The sequence below is a fragment of the Cupriavidus pauculus genome, assembly GCF_003854935.1.
Lineage (GTDB): Bacteria > Pseudomonadota > Gammaproteobacteria > Burkholderiales > Burkholderiaceae > Cupriavidus > Cupriavidus pauculus_C.
On the sequence record NZ_CP033969.1, the window covers coordinates 2,039,278 to 2,057,324 of the forward strand.

Sequence of the window (18,047 nt, forward strand, 5' to 3'; positions counted from 1 at the left end):
CGGCGCGGTCCGGTCGCTCAGGCGCGGTCTTCGGGGCTCAGTTCGCGGACGTGGACCTCGATGCCGCCAAAGCGCGCGGCCACCCAGTTGTAGGCCAGGCAGCCCAGCCACAGCAGGCCGAAGCCGATCAGCGCGTTGAGGATCAGGGCCGTGAAGACGGCAATGCCGGGCAGGTCGCCGTAACGCACGAAGGCGACGAACAGGCCCATGGCGACGATCGGCACCGAGAAACACAGGTACACGAGCACGAGCGCGCGGGCAGTCTTGACGGGATGGAGGTACGCGATCTCCTGGTGCATGACGACGGACAAGATATTGGGGGGTTCGGATTTTCGTGCTGCAAGTGTAGCGATTGGGGCTTGCGACGCCTAGACCGCCCCCCAAACGGATGAGGCAAATCCCGCTGCATGCGGTGCTTTCGCGCAAAGAGTGCGGCACAAAAACGACACCGTGCGCCGGGGCCGCGATGGCGCCCCGTGCAGGCCCATCGCGCGCCGGTATGAATCCTTCTCATTCATGCCGATGTGCCGGATCGGGGCCGGTCGCGCCGGCACCTGCGGCGGTCAGATCAGGCCGTCGAACAGCACGATCTGCACCGTGTCGCCGGCGGCCACCGGGCCCTGGTCGTGGTCGAGTACGACGAAGCAGTTGGCCTCGCTCATCGACCGCAGCACGCCCGAGCCTTGCTCGCCGGTCAGCCGCACCTGCAGGTCGCCGTCGGGCCCGGCGGCGACGATGCCGCGCTGGAACTCGGTGCGGCCCGGCTTCTTGCGGATCGGCGTGGTCGTCCGCACGCGGATGCGGGGCAGCGGCGCGACATCGGCGCCCATCAGGCGGTGCAGCGCGCCCCGGACGAAGTGGTAGAACGTCACCATCACGGCCACGGGGTTGCCAGGCAGGCCGAACAGCACCGCGTCATGGCCGTTCGACGAGATCCGGCCAAAGGCCATCGGGCGGCCCGGGCGCATGGCGATCTTCCAGAACGTGACCTCGCCGAGCTTGTCCATGATCTGCTTCGTATAGTCGGCATCGCCCACCGAGACGCCGCCCGACGTGATGATGGCGTCGGCGGTCTCGCACGCGCTGCGGAACGCGGCTTCCATGGCGGCCGGATCGTCGCGCACCACGCCCATGTCGATCAGGTCCACATTGAGCCGGCGCAGCATGCCGTGCAGCGTGTAGCGGTTCGAGTCGTAGACGCAGCCAGGGTCCAGCGGCTCGCCGATGGAGCGCAGTTCGTCGCCGGTGGAGAAGAATGCCACGCGCAGCCGGCGGCGCACCTTGACCTCGGCCACGCCCAGCGACGCGAGCATGCCCAGGTCGGCTGGCGTCAGGATGCGCCCGGCTCGCAACGCGGCCTGGCCGCGCGACAGGTCCTCGCCACGCTGGCGGCGGTTGTCGCCAGCCCGCACGGCGTCGGCGGCAAAGCGCACCAGGTTGCCGCCGGCCTGGACCTCGACCAGTTCCTGCGGAATCACGGTATCGCAGCCGGGGGGCAGGGTGGCGCCGGTCATGATCCGCACGGCCTGGCCGGCCTGCGCCTCGCCGTTGAAGGCGGTGCCCGCGTAGGCCGTGCCGATGACTTCCAGCGCGATGTTGCCGCCGGCGCCCGCCAGCGCCTGGCCGGCGAACGCGTAGCCGTCCATGGCCGAGTTGTCGTGCGGCGGGACGTCGATCGGCGAGATCACGTCGTAGGCCAGCACGCGGTCCAGCGCGGCGCGGATGGCCAGTTGCTCCACGCCCTGCACCGGCTCCAGCACGCCGGCGATGATCGCGTTGGCCTGATCCACCGGCAACGCGGTGGGGTCATAGTCGGACTGGCAGGAAATCACGGATTGCAGCGAAGGCATGGCGGGAGGACCGGGGAAGAAGTGTCAGGGCGCCTCGTGCTGGCGCAGCTCGTCGGGCGTGTTGAAGTTGGCGAATGCCATGGCGTCGTCGAACGGCACCTGCGCCAGCCGCTGGCGGGTGACCCAGTGCTCGATCTTGCGGTCGCCCGCATCAAGGTAGGCGCGCAGGCTGGCGGCGGCCGCGGCCGGCATCAGGCAGAACACGGGCTGCAGGCGGCGCTGGCCGTCGGGCTCGGTCGTCACCGGCACGGCCAGCTCGGCCCCTTCGGCGTCGATGGCGCGGGCTAGCCGCTGCACCAGGTCATCGGGCAGGAACGGCGTATCGCAGGGCACCGTGACCAGCCACCCGGTGCGGCAGTGGGCCAGCCCGGCCAGCATGCCGGCCAGCGGACCGGCAAAGTCGGGCATGGTATCGGCGATGACCGGCACGCCAAACGCGGCGTAGCGGTCGGGGTGGCGGTTGGCATTGATCAGCAGCGGGCCGGCCTGCGGCGCCAGGCGGTCCAGCACGTGGCGCACCAGCGGCACGCCCCGGAACGGCTGCAGGCCCTTGTCGGTGCCGCCCATCCGGCTGCCTCGGCCGCCGGCCAGGATCAGGCCCGTGATGTCGTCGCGCGCAATCATCAGCCGCCGATGTACGACATCTCGATCTTGCGTTCGGCCCGCGCCGCGCGAATGGCCGGGTCGCTGCGCTGCTCGGAATAGTTGTCGGTGCGGGCCTGCCAGACCTGCGCGATGGCGTTGCCAATGGCCAGGTCGCTGTGGCCGCCGCGCAGCAGCGCGCGCAGGTCGTAGCCTTCGGTGGCGAACAGGCACAGGTAGAGCCGGCCCTCGGTGGACAGGCGGATGCGGCTGCAATCGCCGCAGAAGGCGTGCGTGACGCTGGAGATCACGCCGATCTCGCCCCCGCCGTCGCGGTAGCGCCAGCGCTGGGCGGTCTCGCCCGAATAGTTGGCCTGGACGGCTTCCAGCGGGAAGGCCTGGTCGATGCGGCGCACCACGTCGGCGGACGGCAGCACCTCGTCCATCTGCCAGTGGTTGCTGGCGCCCACGTCCATGAACTCGATGAACCGGACGATGATGCCGCTGTGCCGGAAATGCCGCGCCATCGGCACGATTTCCTGGTCGTTGGTGCCGCGCTTGACCACCATGTTGACCTTGATCGGCGCCAGGCCCACGGCCTGCGCCACCTCGATGCCGTGCAGCACGTCGCGCACGGCAAAGTCCACGTCGTTCATCTTGCGGAACGTGGTGTCGTCGATCGCGTCCAGGCTGACCGTCACGCGCGTCAGCCCGGCGTCGCGCAGCGACTGCGCCTTGCGGGCCAGCAGCGATGCGTTGGTCGTCAGCGTCAGGTCCAGCGGCTTGCCGGACGCGGTCTCGATGCGCGCCAGCATTTCCACGAGCCGTTCGATGTTCTTGCGCAGCAGCGGCTCGCCGCCGGTCAGCCGGATCTTTTCCACGCCCTGCGCCACGAACAGCCGGGCCACCCGCTCGATTTCCTCGAAGCTGAGCAGTTCGGAGTGCGGCAGGAACGTGTAGTCCTTGTCGAACACTTCCTTCGGCATGCAATAGACGCAGCGGAAGTTGCAGCGGTCGGTGACGGAGATGCGCAGGTCGTGCAGCGGCCGGCCCCGCGTGTCGGCAACGAGCCCGGTCGGCGCCATCAGGCGCGACGGAATGCTCGGCACCATCGAACGGTATCGATGGTCGCGCAGGTCGAAGATCGGGATGACAGTGTCGGTCATGGCAGAGTGGGGCCGCGGCCGTCCGGCGCTTGGGCGCCCCGGGGACCGTTCTGCCTGCCATTCTAGCCGAGGGCGGCGCGTCGCCGCGCGCAACACTGTCATGACAGATGTACACATGGTCGCGGGGCGCGGCAGTACAGTTGGGCGGGCTGTGCCAAGTCAGGCCGGCGGCACAAACGAAAAAAGGGACGGCGCCTGCCGTCCCTTCTGGTGACCCGCCCGGAGGTGGGTTATTGCTGCTGCTGTTGCTGCGCCATCTCGCGCTGGTTGCCACCGGTTTCCACCAGGACCATCGGACCCTGGGGCAGCGGGGGCAGCGGCTTGCGCTCGCGCGGCACGCGCGGGGCCGGCGCGATGCGGGCGGCGGCTTCCTGCGCGGCGGCGTGCTTGGCGCTGTCCGTGCGGACCCACTCCAGGCCAGCCGTTGCCAGCATCGACTCCAGCGCCGGAGCGCTGGTGCCGGCCGGTGCCGGCGCGGCCGGGGCGATCGCGGCCGGAGCCGGCGTTTCCACGGCGGGCACCGGGGCGGGCGCCACTTCGGCCGTCGCGATCACGGGCTCGGGCAGGGCCGGAGCCGTGGCGACGGGCGCCGGTTCGGCGTGAACCTCGTCGGCACCGTGCGTCGGCGCCGGCGTCACCACCGGAGCCGGTTGCGGCTGGGCCACGGCGGCGAACACGGGTTCGGCGGCCGGTGCCGGTGCCGGAGCGGCGGCCTCGGACTGCGCCGGGGCGGCCTGGACGACCGGCTCGGTGGCGACCAGCGCGCTGGCTGCGGCCACTTGCGGGGCCGGCGTCTCGGCCACGGCCGGTTGCACGGCCGGGGCGGCAGGTTCGGCAACCGGTGCGGCCTGCGCCACCGGGGCGGCTGCCGATGCCGATTCGTCTTCCGACTCGGTCACGCCGGCGCTGACTTCGGCCAGGTTGCCTTCGTTGCCTTCCACGCCTGCGCCTTCCTCGCGCTCGCGGCGATAGCGGTTGCGGCCACGACGGTTGCGGCGGCGGCGCTCTTCGCCTTCAGCCGTTTCCGCGCCGGCTTCGGCGCCCGGGGCGCCTGCCGGCAGGTCCAGCGCGGCCATCACGGCCGGTGCGGCCTCGGCGGCTTCCAGTGCCGACTGCGGTGCGACGCCTTCGACGTTCAGCGCTTCCTCGGACTCGCGGGACTCGCTGCGCTCGCGCTGGCGGTCACGTTGACGCTCGCGGCGTTCCTGGTTGCGCTCGCGGCGCGCCTCGGTACGCTCGCCCGCGACGACTGCCGGGGCAGCCGCCTGCTGGCCTTCGCGCGGGGCGCGGGGCTGGCGGTCGCCACGCGGCTCGCGCGGTTCACGGGCTTCGCGCGGCTCGCGGGGTTCGCGGGTTTCACGGGCCTCGCCGCGCTGGGCGTCGGCACGATCGGTGCGTTCCGTACGCTCGCCGCGTTCACCACGCTCGCCGCGCTGGCCACGGCCCTGGCGCTCGCCGCGGGATTCACCACCACGCTCGCCACGGCCCTGGCGGCCTTCGCCACGCTCGCCGCGCTCACCACGTTCGGCGCGCTGGCCACGTTCGCCACGACCCGGACGGCCTTCGCCGCGTGCCTGGCCCTCGGCCGCCGGCTTGGCGGCTTCGGCCACCGGCGCGGGGGCCGGTTTGGCGCCGAACAGGCCCTTCAGCCAGGCGACGAAACCGCCACTTGCCACCGGCTGGGTGGCGGGCGTCGGACGGGCAGCCGGGGCCTCCGGCTTCGGCGCGCGCTCGGGGCGCGGCACCGACACGGGCGCCGGCGCGTCGGGCGTGATGCCCTTGACGGCGGCTTCCTGGCGCGGACGCGCATCTTCCTTCTTGCGGCTGCTGTAGCTGGTGTCGGCTTCCAGTTCCTTCGCGGCGGCCTCGGCCATGCGGTAGCTGGCGGTCGAGTCCTCCAGGCGCGGATCGTCGTGGCGCAGGCGCTCCAGCTTGTAGTGCGGCGTCTCCAGATGCTTGTTCGGGATCAGCAGCACGTTCACCTTGAAGCGCAGCTCGATCAGGTTGATGTCCTGGCGCTTCTCGTTCAGCAGGAAAGCGGCCACTTCCACCGGCACCTGGCAGTGGATGGCGGCCGTGTTTTCCTTCATCGCCTCTTCCTGGATGATGCGCAGCACCTGCAGGGCGGACGATTCGGTATCGCGGATGTGGCCTGTTCCATTGCAGCGCGGGCAGGTGATGTGCGAGCCTTCCGACAGCGAAGGACGCAGGCGCTGGCGCGACAGCTCCATCAGGCCGAAGCGGCTGATCTTGCCCATCTGCACGCGGGCGCGGTCGTGGCGCAGGGCGTCCTTCAGGCGCGTTTCCACGTCCTTCTGGGCCTTGCCGGACTCCATGTCGATGAAGTCGATCACGATCAGGCCGCCCAGGTCGCGCAGGCGAAGCTGGCGGGCGATCTCGTCGGCCGCTTCCAGGTTCGTGCGCAGCGCGGTTTCCTCGATGTCCGCACCCTTGGTGGCGCGGGCCGAGTTCACGTCAACCGACACGAGGGCTTCGGTATGGTCGATCACGATGGCACCGCCGGACGGCAGCATTACCATGCGCGAGTATGCCGATTCGATCTGGTGCTCGATCTGGAAACGCGAGAAGAGCGGCACGTCGTCGCGGTACTTCTTCACGCGGTTCATGTTGTCGGGCATGACCACGCTCATGAAGGCGCGCGCCTGCTCGTAGATCTCGTCCGTGTCGATCAGGATTTCGCCAATGTCCGGCTGGAAATAGTCGCGGATGGCGCGGATGACCAGGCTCGATTCCAGGTAGATCAGCAGCGGGGCCTTGTTGTCGCCGGCGGCGCCGTCGATGGCCTTCCAGAGCTGGAGCAGGTAGTTCAGGTCCCACTGCAGTTCCTCGGCGGCGCGGCCGATGCCGGCCGTGCGCGCGATGATGCTCATGCCTTCCGGCACCTGCAGCTGCGCCATGGTCTCGCGCAGTTCCTGGCGGTCCTCGCCCTCGATGCGGCGCGACACGCCACCACCACGCGGGTTGTTGGGCATCAGCACCAGGTAGCGGCCGGCCAGCGAGATGAACGTGGTCAGGGCGGCGCCCTTGTTGCCGCGTTCTTCCTTCTCGACCTGGACGATCAGTTCCTGGCCTTCGTGCAGCGCGTCCTGGATGCGCGCGTTGCGCACGTCCACGCCGTCCTTGAAGAACGCGCGTGCCACTTCCTTGAACGGCAGGAAGCCGTGGCGCTCTTCGCCGTAGTTGACAAAGCAGGCTTCCAGCGACGGCTCGATGCGGGTGATGACGCCCTTGTAGATGTTGCCCTTGCGCTGCTCGCGCCCGGCAGTTTCGATGTCGATGTCGATCAGTTTCTGACCATCGACGATCGCGACGCGCAACTCCTCCTGTTGCGTCGCGTTGAACAGCATGCGTTTCATCGCAATACCTCACTCCAGTGTCACAGGCACGCTTCTGTCATGAATGGATCATGCCTGCGACGGTCCAGGGAGCACGCGAGGAAAGCTGAGCGAGGGCGGGAGAATTGCCGGAGTTGCCGGGCACGCCAGGGTGGCGCGCGCCGGCTGGGCGCGGGTGAAAGGAGAGGCTGTCGGCGTCCCGGTCATCCGCGATGAAGGCTGCGGCGGGTCCGCTGCTGGGTGGGAGAGGGCAAATGGGCCTTGCTCCTGGTGCAGCGATGTCTGGCGGATGCCGGCGGGTCCGGGGCGATGGCGGCACGTGGGCCGTGCCAGCGGCACGGCGGCGCTACCGATCGCAGCCGGAGCCGGGATGGCCAGGACGCGTCAAAGAGCAAGTCATCCGGACGCAGCAGTTGCATGCCGTTGCCAAGCCGACCTGTCCGCGGGCGGGCGCGCCGCTGCTTCTTCGCGTTCTGCGCTCGGGGCGCCTCGCGCCGGCTCGTCGAACAACGACGGGCGGCGACGGATCGCGGCCGATACTGCAGGTCGGTTGGCAGGGTGTCTCCTGCCGGGCCGGCACCGGTTCCCGGTGCGGGCGGTCTTCTCTCACCGATGCGGATGCCTGTTGCGATGCCGGCATCCGCATTGAATTCTTTTCTACCTGAACACTCAGTTTCCACGTGTCGGCCGGCTGGTTGCCGAAGCCGCCTATGGGCGGCTTCCTGCGCGCCGGCGCGGCGCGTGCGTGCTGCTGTTTGCCACCATTTGCCCATCTGGCGCCTTGCGGGGTACGCAACAGGCGGGAGACAGGCCGGGCTGGCGGCAACCCGAAGTGTAAAATGCGGAATCTCGCGCGGGTACTGGTGGGACTACCCAGAATAATTGCCGGGTGGCCCTGCATGTTCCGTTCCGGTCCGCCGCAATGGGCTGGCTTTCCAGGCCGGGTCCGCGCCAAACATCGCTTACACAGGTCGCACACTCCCGGTCCTTGGCCGGGAATGGCCGGGAAATTATATTGAAAATGAATGAGTTACGCCATCAAATTGAAACGGAGCCGCGCTCCCGCGCGAATGGCCTCCAGGTGGCGTATGTCACGATCGACGAGAGTTCGGAAGGCCAGCGCATCGACAACTTCCTGCTCAAGGTGGCCAAGGGCGTGCCCAAGAGCCACATCTACCGCGTGCTGCGTTCCGGCGAGGTGCGCGTCAACAAGGGCCGGATCGATGCAACTTACCGGCTGAAGCTGGGCGATGTCGTCCGGATTCCGCCGATGCGGGTGGCGGAAAAGGCAGATGGCGAGGCCGCCTACGTGCCGGCCGGCGAGTTTCCGGTGCTGTTCGAGGATACCCACGTGCTCGTCATCGACAAGCCGGCCGGCGTGGCTGTGCATGGCGGATCGGGCGTGGCCTTCGGGGTGATCGAGCAACTGCGGCGCGCCCGTCCGGACGCCAAGTTCCTGGAACTGGTGCACCGGCTGGACCGCGAGACGTCGGGCATCCTGGTCCTGGCGAAGAAGCGCTCGGCGCTGGTCCACCTGCACGAGCAGATCCGCGGCAACGGCATGGACAAGCGCTACTTCGCCTGCGTGGCCGGCGAGTTTCCAAACGCGCGGCAGCACGTGAAGCTGCCGCTATATAAATACAACACGCCGGACGGCGAGCGCCGCGTGCGGGTGCAGGCCGACGGCCTGCCGTCGCATACGGTGTTCAACCGGGTCAAGGCGTTCGAGGAATTCACCCTGCTGGAGGCCGAACTGAAGACCGGCCGCACGCACCAGATCCGCGTCCACCTGCAATCGACGGGCTTCCCGATCGTCGGCGACGACAAGTACGGCGACTTTGCGCTGAACAAGTCACTTTCGCGCAGCGGCGCGCGGCCGGGCATCAAGCGGATGTTCCTCCACGCGCACAAACTGACGTTCACGCATCCCCAGACCGGGGTGCCGGTGACGGTTTCCGCGCCGCTGCCGGGCGAATGTGTCGAATTTTTGCAACAATTGAGTCCGCTCGGGGCCGCTGGCTGAAAGCGGGCGCCACGCGCCGCCACTTCTCACTGAAACACTTCTGCATCGACCAAGGACCGCAATGGCCAGGCAGCGCTTCGACCTGATCGTCTTCGACTGGGATGGGACCCTGATGGATTCCACCCCGACGATCACCAAATGTATACAGATGGCCAGCCGCGACCTCGGCTTGCCCGTGCCCGACGACAGCGCGGCCAGCCACGTGATCGGGCTGGGCCTGAAGGACGCGCTGTCGTATGCCGTGCCGACGCTCGATCCGGCCGACTACCCGCGCCTGGCCGAGCGCTACCGCTTTCACTTCCTGACCCGCGACGCCGAGCTGGTGCTGTTCCCGGGCGTGCGCGAGATGCTGGAGGCGCTGCACGCCGAGCACTACTTTCTGGGCGTCGCCACCGGCAAGACCCGCGTGGGCCTGGAGCGGGCGTTGGCCAGCACCGGCCTTGGCAAGCTGTTCGATGCCACGCGCTGCGCCGACGAGACATTTTCGAAGCCCCACCCGGCCATGCTGCACGAACTGACGCGCGAACTGGGCCAGGACATCGACCGGACGCTGATGATCGGCGACACCACCCACGACCTGCAGATGGCGATCAACGCCGGCGCGCACGGGCTGGGCGTCTGCTACGGCGCCCATCCGGCCGAATCGCTGCGCGCGATGGCGCCGCTGCACTGCGCCACGTCGATCGACGACCTGCAGCAGTGGCTGCTGACGCATGCGTGACGGCAGCCTGGCCCCGCGCCGGGTGTGCGCGGCGGACGAACTGGTCGATGGCGGCGCCGGCGTGCGGTTCACGGTCCGGGTGTCGGCCGGTGCGTCCGGCGCGCCGCCGCGCGAGATTGGCGCGTTCGTGATCCGCTACGACGGCGCCGTCCACGGCTACCTGAACCAGTGCGCCCATGTGCCCATGGAGCTGGACTGGCAGGAGGGCCAGTTTTTCGACAGTGCGGGCCTATACTTGATGTGTGCGACACATGGCGCAACCTATGCGCCGGACACCGGCCTCTGCGTGGGCGGCCCTTGCCGGGGCGCCGCGCTGGCCAAACTCCGCATCGAGGAACGTGACGGCGCTGTCTTCTGGCAGCCCGAAGCGCCATTTTTTGCGCCCGACGCCGGCTGACCGGCGCCCGGGCCCCGTTTGACGCTTGAGTCCATCTGCATGACAGAACAGCAAAAACCGCCATCGCCTTCCGATCAACCGGGCCAGCCCGACCGGGGCACCGAGCCGCCGCCGCGCAACGAGACGCTGGAGACCGCGCCGCGTGCCGACTATCCGCTGGAGGACGAGCTGAAGGCCGGCGACGACGCGGCCCAGCGCGAGGCCGACGAACGCCGCGCGCGCCTGGCTGGCAAGCCGGCCAAGCCGGTGGGCGGGGCGGCCGGCGGCTGGGAACGCGATGTGCTGGAAAAGGTGCTGCTGGCCAGCCTGCGCGAGCAGCGCGCGGCGCGGCGCTGGAAGATCTTCTTCCGGCTGGTGGGGCTGGGCATCCTGGCGCTGATCCTGTTCGCGGTCATCGACTTCAAGGGCGACGGCCTGACCAGCACCAGCGGCCGCCATACCGCCATGGTCACGCTGGAAGGTGAGATCGCCGCCGGCACGCCGGCCAGCGCGGAGTCGATCAACGCATCGCTGCAGGCGGCGTTCGGCGACACGTCGGCGGCCGGGGTGATCCTCAAGATCAACTCGCCGGGCGGCTCGCCGGTGCAGGCCGGCATCATCAACGACGAGATCCACCGGCTGCGCAAGATCTATCCGGACAAGCCGTTCTACGTGGTGGTGGAGGAAATCTGCGCGTCGGGCGGCTATTACGTCGCGGCCGCGGCCGACAAGATCTATGTCGACAAGGCCAGTATCGTCGGCTCGATCGGCGTGCTGATGGACGGGTTTGGCTTCACGGGCCTGATGGACAAGATCGGCGTGCAGCGGCGGCTCTACACGTCGGGCGCCAACAAGGGGATGCTCGACCCGTTCTCGCCCGAGGTGCCGCGCCAGCGCGCGTTTGCCGAATCGATGCTCAAGCAGATCCACCAGCAGTTCATCGACGTGGTCAAGGAAGGCCGCGGTGACCGGCTCAAGAACGATCCGGAGCTGTTCTCGGGCCTGTTCTGGTCGGGCGAGCGTGCGGTGGAGCTGGGGCTGGCCGATGGCCTGGGCAGCGCCGACTATGTGGCGCGCGACGTGTTCAAGGCCGAGGACATCGTCGACTACACGGTCAAGGAAAACGTGGCCGAGCGCGTGGCCAAGCGGTTTGGCGCGGCGGTGGGATCGGCCGCGATGAAGGTCATGCTGAGCGTTGGCGCGCCGGTGGTGCGCTGAGCAGGCCAAGGCTGCCGGGCCGGTCCCGGCGGCCCAGGCTCTTACTCTTACTGGGCCAGCAGCGAGAAGATCGCCGGGCGCTTGTGCAGCGGCAGGCGGTCCGGCCGCCAGTCGGCGATGGGCAGCGTGACGATGGCTTCGGTCGGCAGCGTCAGGTCCACGGCGATCGACAGCAGGGTCGTGCCGGCGCAATGCTGGCGCAGCGCGTCCAGCAAGGCGCCATTCCGGTACGGCGTCTCGATCCACACCTGGGTTTGCTGCGCCTTGCGCGAACGCTGTTCCAGGTCGCGCAGCTTGCGGGCCCGTTCCTCGGCGTCCACCGGCAGGTAGCCGTTGAATGCAAAGCTCTGGCCGTTCAGGCCCGAACCCATCACCGCCAGCAGGATCGAACTGGGCCCGACCAGCGGCCGGACCGCGATGCCGCGCGCGTGGGCCAGCCGCACGAGGTCCGCGCCGGGGTCGGCCACGGCCGGTACGCCGGCCTCGGACAGCAGCCCGCCGTCGCGCCCGGCGGCGATGGGGTCCAGCAGCGCGCCCAGCGCGTCGGCCTTCGTATTGACGTTCAGCTCGCGGATCTCGATCTGCTGGATCGCATGGGCCAGCGGCGCCGTTTCGCCCAGTTTCTTCAGGAAGGCACGGGCGGTCTTGGCGTTCTCGGCGACGAGGTAGTCGAGCCGCGCGGCAATCTGCTGCACGCCGGCCGGAATCACGTCGCTCACCGGGTCGTGTTCGTCGCGCTTGCCGAGCGTGTTGGGAATCAGGAATAGCATGCCGGGCATGGTCAGGCTCCCAGGATCGGGTAGCCGGCCTGGCGCAGCATGGCGGTCAGCGCCACCAGCGGCAAGCCGATCAGCGCGGTCGGATCGTCCGATTCCACGCGCGCCAGCAGGGCGATGCCCAGGCCCTCGGCCTTGGCGCTGCCGGCGCAGTCGTACGGCGTCTCGATGCGCAGGTAGGCGTCGAGTTCGGCATCGGACAGGTTGCGGAACGTGACGCGCGTCTGCACGTCGGCAAGCTGGGCCACGCCGTTGCGGCTGTCGAGCAGGCACAGCGCCGAGTGGAATGTGACGGTGCGTCCACGCATGAGCTGGAGCTGGGCCAGCGCCTTCTCGTGGGTGCCGGGCTTGCCGATCTGCAGGTCGTCGAGCGTGCAGACCTGGTCCGAGCCAATCACCAGCGCGCCCGGGTGGCGCTGGGCGATGGCTTCGGCCTTCAGGCGCGACAGCCGCAGCGCGGTGGCGTCGGGGCGTTCGCCGGGCAGCGGCGTTTCGTCGATGTCGGGCGTCGCCACCTCGAACGGCACCCGCAGGCGCGCCAGCAGGTCGCGGCGGTACGGGGAACTCGACCCGAGGATCAGGGCAGGGCGGGCATCGGAAGACATAGGAACAGGGTGGTCGCTAGGGCGGTGGCGAAAGATGGCCGGCATACGGGGCGCCAGCGGGCGCGGGTTCGTATACTTTGACCAATCCGGAAAAAACAACGTATAATCGCGCGTTTAGCTGCACAGGCACATCGTTGCCGCTCATGTGTGGCAAACAAGGCATTTCTGCGATTCAGTATGAGTCAGCCGACCCAGCCAGCGGCGTCCGCCGTGGCCTTCGACCTGCGTGAAACCGATCTCTTCGTCTTCTGCCGCAAAGGTGGCAGCGTGGCGGGAGAGGTGCCGGTGCGCGATTTGCCGCGCATCTTAGCCGAGACGGCTGCCGATGCGCCAGCGACCGCGCGGGACGAGGCATTTGCCTACACCCTCGCCGGGTTTGCGCGGGAGGAGGCGGCCGAGCCCGGCGCGCCGGCGTCGCAGCGGCTGTTCGTCGAGGTGACGGTCAACGGCCGTGTCTGGCTGGATTGCCAGCGATGCCTGGGCGTGTACGCCGAGCCGATCGCCACGAAGATGTGCTTCGAGGTGGTGGCCAGCGAGGCGGCCGCCGACGAGGCGCCGATGGACGACGACGAACTCGACGTGATCGTGGGGTCGAAGAAGTTCTCGGCGCTGGAACTGATAGAGGATGAAGTGCTGTTGGCGTTGCCGACGGCACCCAAGCATGTGGTCTGCCCCACGGTACACGAGTCGCTCGTGACCGGGGCGGACGGCGAGGTGGAGCCCGAGGCTGCACCCGAGGAAGAAAAGCGGCCATCGCCCTTCGCGGCGCTGGCCGGCCTGAAGACCAGGCACTGACGCCGCGCGAGGCGCGGCCGGTGGCGGTCATCCAGGTAGCAGGTCAAGCATCCGGCCGGGCCCCGGCTACGCCTTGCGCAGGATGCGTGTGTTAATATCGCAAAATTCTCGAAGGAGTCATCATGGCTGTTCAACAGAACAAGAAGTCGCCGTCCAAGCGCGGCATGCATCGTTCGCACGACCATCTGTCGGTCGCCCCCCTGGCCGTCGAGCCGACCACGGGCGAAACCCACCTGCGCCACCACGTGAGCCCGAACGGCTACTACCGTGGTCGCAAGGTCATCAAGACCAAGAACGACTGACCAGGTCGTCTGGCGTGACCCTGTGTCTCGCTCGCGCACGTTGTCAGGTGTAAAACAGGAAAGCGGCAAGCTCGTTGCCGCTTTTTTGTTGGGCGCTCGGCGCCCGCACGGCAGCGTATTCGCGCGTCCGGCTGGTTGCGTCCCCGCGAACCGAGGCGGCGGGTGCCGGCGCGCTTTCCGTATCAGGAAACAATGACGATCAAGCTCGCTATCGACTGCATGGGCGGTGATCACGGAGTCTCCGTGACAGTGCCGGCGGCGATCAGTTTTCTTTCGCGTCACGACGACGCCGAGATGGTCCTCGTCGGCCTGCCCGACGCCATCGCCGCGCAGCTCAAGAAGCTGCACGCGACCGATCATCCGCGCGTGACCGTGGTGGCCGCGACCGAGGTCATCACCATGGATGACCCGGTGGAAGTGGCGCTGCGCAAGAAGAAGGATTCTTCGATGCGCGTGGCCGTGACGCAGGTCAAGGAAGGCAAGGCCGGGGCCTGTATTTCCGCCGGCAACACGGGTGCGCTGATGGCGGTGTCGCGCTACGTGCTCAAGACGCTCGAAGGCATCGAGCGGCCGGCCATCGCCACCACGATTCCGAACGAGCAGGGCTGGGGCACCACGGTGCTGGACCTGGGCGCCAATGCCGACTGCGAGCCGGAACACCTGCTGCAGTTCGCGCGCATGGCCGAGGCCATGGTGGCCGTGGTGGACCACAAGGACCACCCGACGGTGGGCCTGCTCAACATCGGCGAGGAAGTGATCAAGGGCAACGAGGTGGTCAAGGCCGCCGGCGAGCTGCTGCGCGCTTCCGAGCTCAACTTCTACGGCAACGTGGAAGGCAACGACATCTTCAAGGGCACGACGGACATCGTCGTCTGCGACGGCTTTGTCGGCAACGTGGCGCTCAAGAGCACCGAGGGCCTGGCCAAGATGATCGGCAGCATGATCAAGGAAGAATTCACGCGGTCGTGGTTCACCAAGCTGCTGGCGGCCGTGGCCATGCCGGTGCTGTCGCGCCTGGCGCGGCGGCTGGACCCGGCCCGCTACAACGGTGCCTCGCTGCTGGGCCTGCGCGGGCTGGTGATCAAGAGCCACGGATCCGCCGATGCCCATTCCTTTGAGTGGGCGATCAAACGCGGGTATGATGCGGCCAGAAATGGCGTCATCGAACGCATTGCCAAGGCCTTCGCCAACAAGTCCGGTGCCGCTGGCGCCGCGACGGCGGGCCCGGAGACAGACACACCGGACCCTCATTCCGATACCCGTGCCGCCTGAGGCCGCGCGCCCCCGGGCGGCTGGCCGGAGGGTTCGCCCGACGGCCTGGCCAGGGCGGACCGGCGAGCACCACGATCCGACACACTCATGACCAAGTACGCAAAAATCATCGGCACGGGGAGCTACCTGCCCCCGCGGCGCGTCACGAATCACGACCTGGCCGCGCAGCTTGCCGAGAAGGGCATCGAGACCAGCGACGAGTGGATCGTCTCGCGCAGCGGCATTTCGGCGCGCCACTGGGCGGAACCCGACGTCACGGCCAGCGACCTCGCGGTCAAGGCCGCCGAGCAGGCGATTGCCGCCGCCGGGATCGAGCGGCAGGACATCGACCTGATCATCGTGGCCACGTCCACGCCCGATTTCGTGTTCCCGAGCACCGCCTGCCTGGTGCAGCAGAAGCTCGGCATCACGAACCACTGCGCAGCGTTCGACCTGCAGGCGGTGTGCTCGGGCTTCGTGTACGCGATGTCGACGGCCGACAAGTTCATCCGCAGCGGATCGCACAAGAACGTGCTGGTGATCGGCACCGAAGTGTTTTCCCGCATCCTCGACTTCAACGACCGCACCACCTGCGTGCTGTTCGGCGACGGCGCCGGCGCCGTGGTGCTGACGGCCTCGGACGAGCCGGGCATCCTGTCGTCGGCCATGCATGCCGATGGCAACCACGTGGATATCCTGTGCGTGCCGGGCAACGTGTCCGGCGGTGCCATCACCGGCAACGCCTTCCTGCACATGGACGGCCAGGCGGTGTTCAAGCTGGCCGTCACGGTGCTGGACAAGGTGGCCCGCGAGGCCATCGCCGCGGCCGAGATGCAGGCTGACCAGATCGACTGGCTGATTCCGCACCAGGCCAACATCCGCATCATGCAGGGTACGGCCAAGAAGCTGGGCCTGCCCGGCGAGCGCATGGTGGCGACGGTCCACGAGCATGGCAACACCTCGGCCGCGTCGATCCCGCTGGCGCTGGACGTGGCCGTGCGCGACGGCCGCATCCAGCCGGGCCAGACCGTGCTGATGGAAGGCGTGGGCGGCGGCTTCACCTGGGGCGCGGTGCTGCTGCGCATGTAATATGCGGCCGGTGCGCGCCGCCAGCCGGCGCCGCACCGCTCGACACGATGAATAGCTAGGACTGGATTGCCGATGAAATTCGCATTCGTTTTCCCCGGACAGGGTTCGCAATCGGTTGGCATGCTCAACGCGTTCGCCGACCACCCGGTGGTGCGCGCCACGCTCGACGAAGCTTCGGCGGCGCTGGGCCAGGACATCGGCAAGCTGATTGCCGAAGGCCCGGCGGAAGAACTGAACCTGACGACCAACACCCAGCCCGTGATGCTGACCGCGGCCGTGGCCGTGTACCGCGCCTGGCTGGATGCCGGCGGTCCGGCGCCGGCGCTGGTGGCCGGCCACAGCCTCGGCGAGTATTCGGCCCTGGTGGCCGCGGGCGTGATCCCGTTTGCCGACGCGGTGCCGCTGGTGCGCTTCCGCGCCCAGGCCATGCAGGAAGCGGTGCCGGTGGGCGAGGGCGGCATGGCCGCGATCCTCGGCCTGTCCGACGATGATGTGCGCGCGGCCTGCGCCGAGGCGGCCGCGGCCGGTGTGGGCGTGGTGGAAGCCGTCAACTTCAATGCCCCGGCCCAGGTGGTAATCGCCGGCAACAAGGCCGCCGTGGAAAAGGCGTGCGAGATCGCCAAGGGCAAGGGCGCCAAGCGCGCGCTGCCGCTGCCGGTGTCGGCCCCGTTCCACTCGTCGCTGCTGAAGCCGGCATCGGACCGCCTGCGCGAGCGCATGGCCGGCCTGGCGTTCTCGGCGCCGTCGATCCCGCTGGTCAACAACGTCGACGTGGCCATCGTCAACGACCCGGACCAGATCAAGGACGCGCTGGTCCGCCAGGCCGCCGCGCCGGTGCGCTGGGTCGAGTGCGTGCAGAAGATGGCCGCCGAGGGCGTGACCCATGTCATCGAGTGCGGCCCGGGCAAGGTACTGGCCGGCATGACCAAGCGCATCGACAGCAACCTGGTGGGTGGTGCAATCTTCGATCCGGCATCGCTGCAGGAAACGCTGGCGCTGCTGAAATAAGACCAAGGAACGAACGCAACATGAGCAAGACGCTGGAAAATCAGGTCGCGCTGGTGACGGGCGCCTCGCGCGGCATCGGCCGGGCGATCGCGCTGGAACTGGCTCGCCAGGGTGCCATGGTGATCGGCACCGCCACGAGCGAGGCCGGCGCCGCGGGCATCGGCGAATACCTATCGGCCGAAGGGCTGAAAGGGCATGGCGTGGTGCTGAACGTGAACGACGCCGCGCGCTGCGACGCCGTGATCGACGAGATCGTGAAGACGCATGGCGGCCTGGCCGTGCTGGTGAACAACGCCGGCATCACGCAGGACCAACTGGCCATGCGCATGAAGGACGACGACTGGACGGCCGTGATCGACACGAACCTGACGGCCGTGTTCCGGCTGTCGCGCGCCGTGCTGCGCCCGATGATGAAGGCCCGCGGCGGGCGCATCATCAACATCACGTCGGTGGTGGGGTCGGTCGGCAATGCGGGCCAGATGAACTACTCGGCGGCCAAGGCCGGCGTGGAGGGCATGACGCGCGCGCTGGCGGCCGAGATCGGCAGCCGTAACGTGACCGTGAACTGCGTGGCGCCGGGCTTCATCGACACGGACATGACCAAGGTCCTGTCGGAAGAGCAGCAGGCCAGCCTGAAATCGCGCATTCCGCTGGGCCGCCTGGGCCAGCCCGAGGACATCGCCAACGCGGTGGCTTTCCTGGCTGGTCCGCAGGCCGCGTACATCACGGGCACCACGCTGCACGTGAATGGTGGCATGTACATGAACTGAGGATTCTGGCCGGCTTCGGTTTCGAGGGAGAAGCCGCAAGAAGCCGGTTGAAGTGGCTGTTTTTGAAACCAATCGGGCGCGATTCTTGCAAAGATTGGCAGGCGGATTTTTTGTGGTCCAAACCTGCTAAAATGCGCCCACTTTTTGTCGAACTTCCCT

Annotated in this window: 17 protein-coding genes; 10 read left to right on the forward strand and 7 right to left on the reverse strand. The window is 68.4% G+C overall.

Annotated features, from left to right (window positions below):
- Window positions 1-17: 17 nt before the first annotated feature.
- The 5 genes from EHF44_RS11145 to EHF44_RS11165 form a co-directional block, all read right to left on the reverse strand.
- Window positions 18-299 (reverse strand): hypothetical protein, encoded by a 282-nt coding sequence (locus tag EHF44_RS11145; protein ID WP_124685079.1) that lies wholly within the window; start codon window positions 297-299, stop codon window positions 18-20.
- A gap of 264 nt (window positions 300-563) precedes the next feature.
- On the reverse strand, window positions 564-1,850 hold the full coding sequence (gene moeA, locus EHF44_RS11150; protein ID WP_124683800.1) for a molybdopterin molybdotransferase MoeA: 1,287 nt from the start codon (window positions 1,848-1,850) through the stop codon (window positions 564-566).
- Between the two features lie 24 nt (window positions 1,851-1,874).
- Window positions 1,875-2,474, reverse strand: a complete 600-nt coding sequence (gene mobA / locus EHF44_RS11155) for a molybdenum cofactor guanylyltransferase MobA (protein WP_124683801.1) — start codon at window positions 2,472-2,474, stop codon at window positions 1,875-1,877.
- On the reverse strand, window positions 2,474-3,598 hold the full coding sequence (gene moaA / locus EHF44_RS11160) for a GTP 3',8-cyclase MoaA (protein ID WP_124683802.1): 1,125 nt from the start codon (window positions 3,596-3,598) through the stop codon (window positions 2,474-2,476). Before moaA ends, mobA begins: the two co-directional genes overlap by 1 nt.
- A gap of 230 nt (window positions 3,599-3,828) precedes the next feature.
- Complete coding sequence (locus EHF44_RS11165; protein ID WP_124683803.1) at window positions 3,829-6,975, reverse strand: Rne/Rng family ribonuclease; 3,147 nt, start codon at window positions 6,973-6,975, stop codon at window positions 3,829-3,831.
- 1,000 nt (window positions 6,976-7,975) lie between these two features.
- On the opposite strand from EHF44_RS11165, the gene EHF44_RS11170 reads away from it, so the two are divergent.
- The 4 genes from EHF44_RS11170 (at window position 7,976) to EHF44_RS11185 (ending at window position 11,292) form a co-directional block, all read left to right on the forward strand.
- Window positions 7,976-8,977, forward strand: coding sequence for an RluA family pseudouridine synthase (locus tag EHF44_RS11170; RefSeq protein WP_124683804.1), 1,002 nt, complete (start codon window positions 7,976-7,978; stop codon window positions 8,975-8,977).
- Window positions 8,978-9,038: 61 nt separating this feature from the next.
- Window positions 9,039-9,698, forward strand: a complete 660-nt coding sequence (locus EHF44_RS11175) for an HAD-IA family hydrolase (protein ID WP_124683805.1) — start codon at window positions 9,039-9,041, stop codon at window positions 9,696-9,698.
- On the forward strand, window positions 9,691-10,095 hold the full coding sequence (locus EHF44_RS11180; RefSeq protein ID WP_124683806.1) for a Rieske (2Fe-2S) protein: 405 nt from the start codon (window positions 9,691-9,693) through the stop codon (window positions 10,093-10,095). Before EHF44_RS11175 ends, EHF44_RS11180 begins: the two co-directional genes overlap by 8 nt.
- Before the next feature lie 39 nt (window positions 10,096-10,134).
- A complete protein-coding gene (locus tag EHF44_RS11185) occupies window positions 10,135-11,292 on the forward strand; it encodes a S49 family peptidase (RefSeq protein WP_124683807.1) in 1,158 nt (385 codons plus the stop codon).
- A gap of 47 nt (window positions 11,293-11,339) precedes the next feature.
- Here the strand turns inward: EHF44_RS11185 and EHF44_RS11190 are convergent, their stop codons facing one another.
- Entirely contained in the window at window positions 11,340-12,071 is a 732-nt protein-coding gene (locus EHF44_RS11190) for an SAM-dependent methyltransferase (RefSeq protein ID WP_124683808.1), read from the reverse strand.
- 2 nt (window positions 12,072-12,073) lie between these two features.
- Window positions 12,074-12,673 carry a Maf-like protein gene (locus EHF44_RS11195; RefSeq protein WP_124683809.1) on the reverse strand — a complete coding sequence of 200 codons (600 nt, stop codon included), beginning with the start codon at window positions 12,671-12,673 and terminating at the stop codon, window positions 12,074-12,076.
- A gap of 177 nt (window positions 12,674-12,850) precedes the next feature.
- Between EHF44_RS11195 and EHF44_RS11200 the strand changes: the two genes are divergently transcribed.
- From EHF44_RS11200 to fabG, 6 genes are all read left to right on the forward strand, one after another.
- Window positions 12,851-13,468 (forward strand): YceD family protein, encoded by a 618-nt coding sequence (locus EHF44_RS11200; protein WP_124683810.1) that lies wholly within the window; start codon window positions 12,851-12,853, stop codon window positions 13,466-13,468.
- A gap of 122 nt (window positions 13,469-13,590) precedes the next feature.
- Entirely contained in the window at window positions 13,591-13,770 is a 180-nt protein-coding gene (gene rpmF / locus EHF44_RS11205) for a 50S ribosomal protein L32 (protein WP_008644820.1), read from the forward strand.
- 192 nt (window positions 13,771-13,962) lie between these two features.
- Window positions 13,963-15,042 carry a phosphate acyltransferase PlsX gene (gene plsX / locus EHF44_RS11210; protein ID WP_124683811.1) on the forward strand — a complete coding sequence of 360 codons (1,080 nt, stop codon included), beginning with the start codon at window positions 13,963-13,965 and terminating at the stop codon, window positions 15,040-15,042.
- Window positions 15,043-15,129: 87 nt separating this feature from the next.
- Entirely contained in the window at window positions 15,130-16,110 is a 981-nt protein-coding gene (locus EHF44_RS11215; RefSeq protein ID WP_124683812.1) for a beta-ketoacyl-ACP synthase III, read from the forward strand.
- Between the two features lie 72 nt (window positions 16,111-16,182).
- Window positions 16,183-17,118 (forward strand): ACP S-malonyltransferase, encoded by a 936-nt coding sequence (fabD, locus tag EHF44_RS11220; RefSeq protein ID WP_124683813.1) that lies wholly within the window; start codon window positions 16,183-16,185, stop codon window positions 17,116-17,118.
- Between the two features lie 20 nt (window positions 17,119-17,138).
- Complete coding sequence (fabG, locus tag EHF44_RS11225; RefSeq protein WP_124683814.1) at window positions 17,139-17,888, forward strand: 3-oxoacyl-ACP reductase FabG; 750 nt, start codon at window positions 17,139-17,141, stop codon at window positions 17,886-17,888.
- Window positions 17,889-18,047 lie beyond the last annotated feature (159 nt).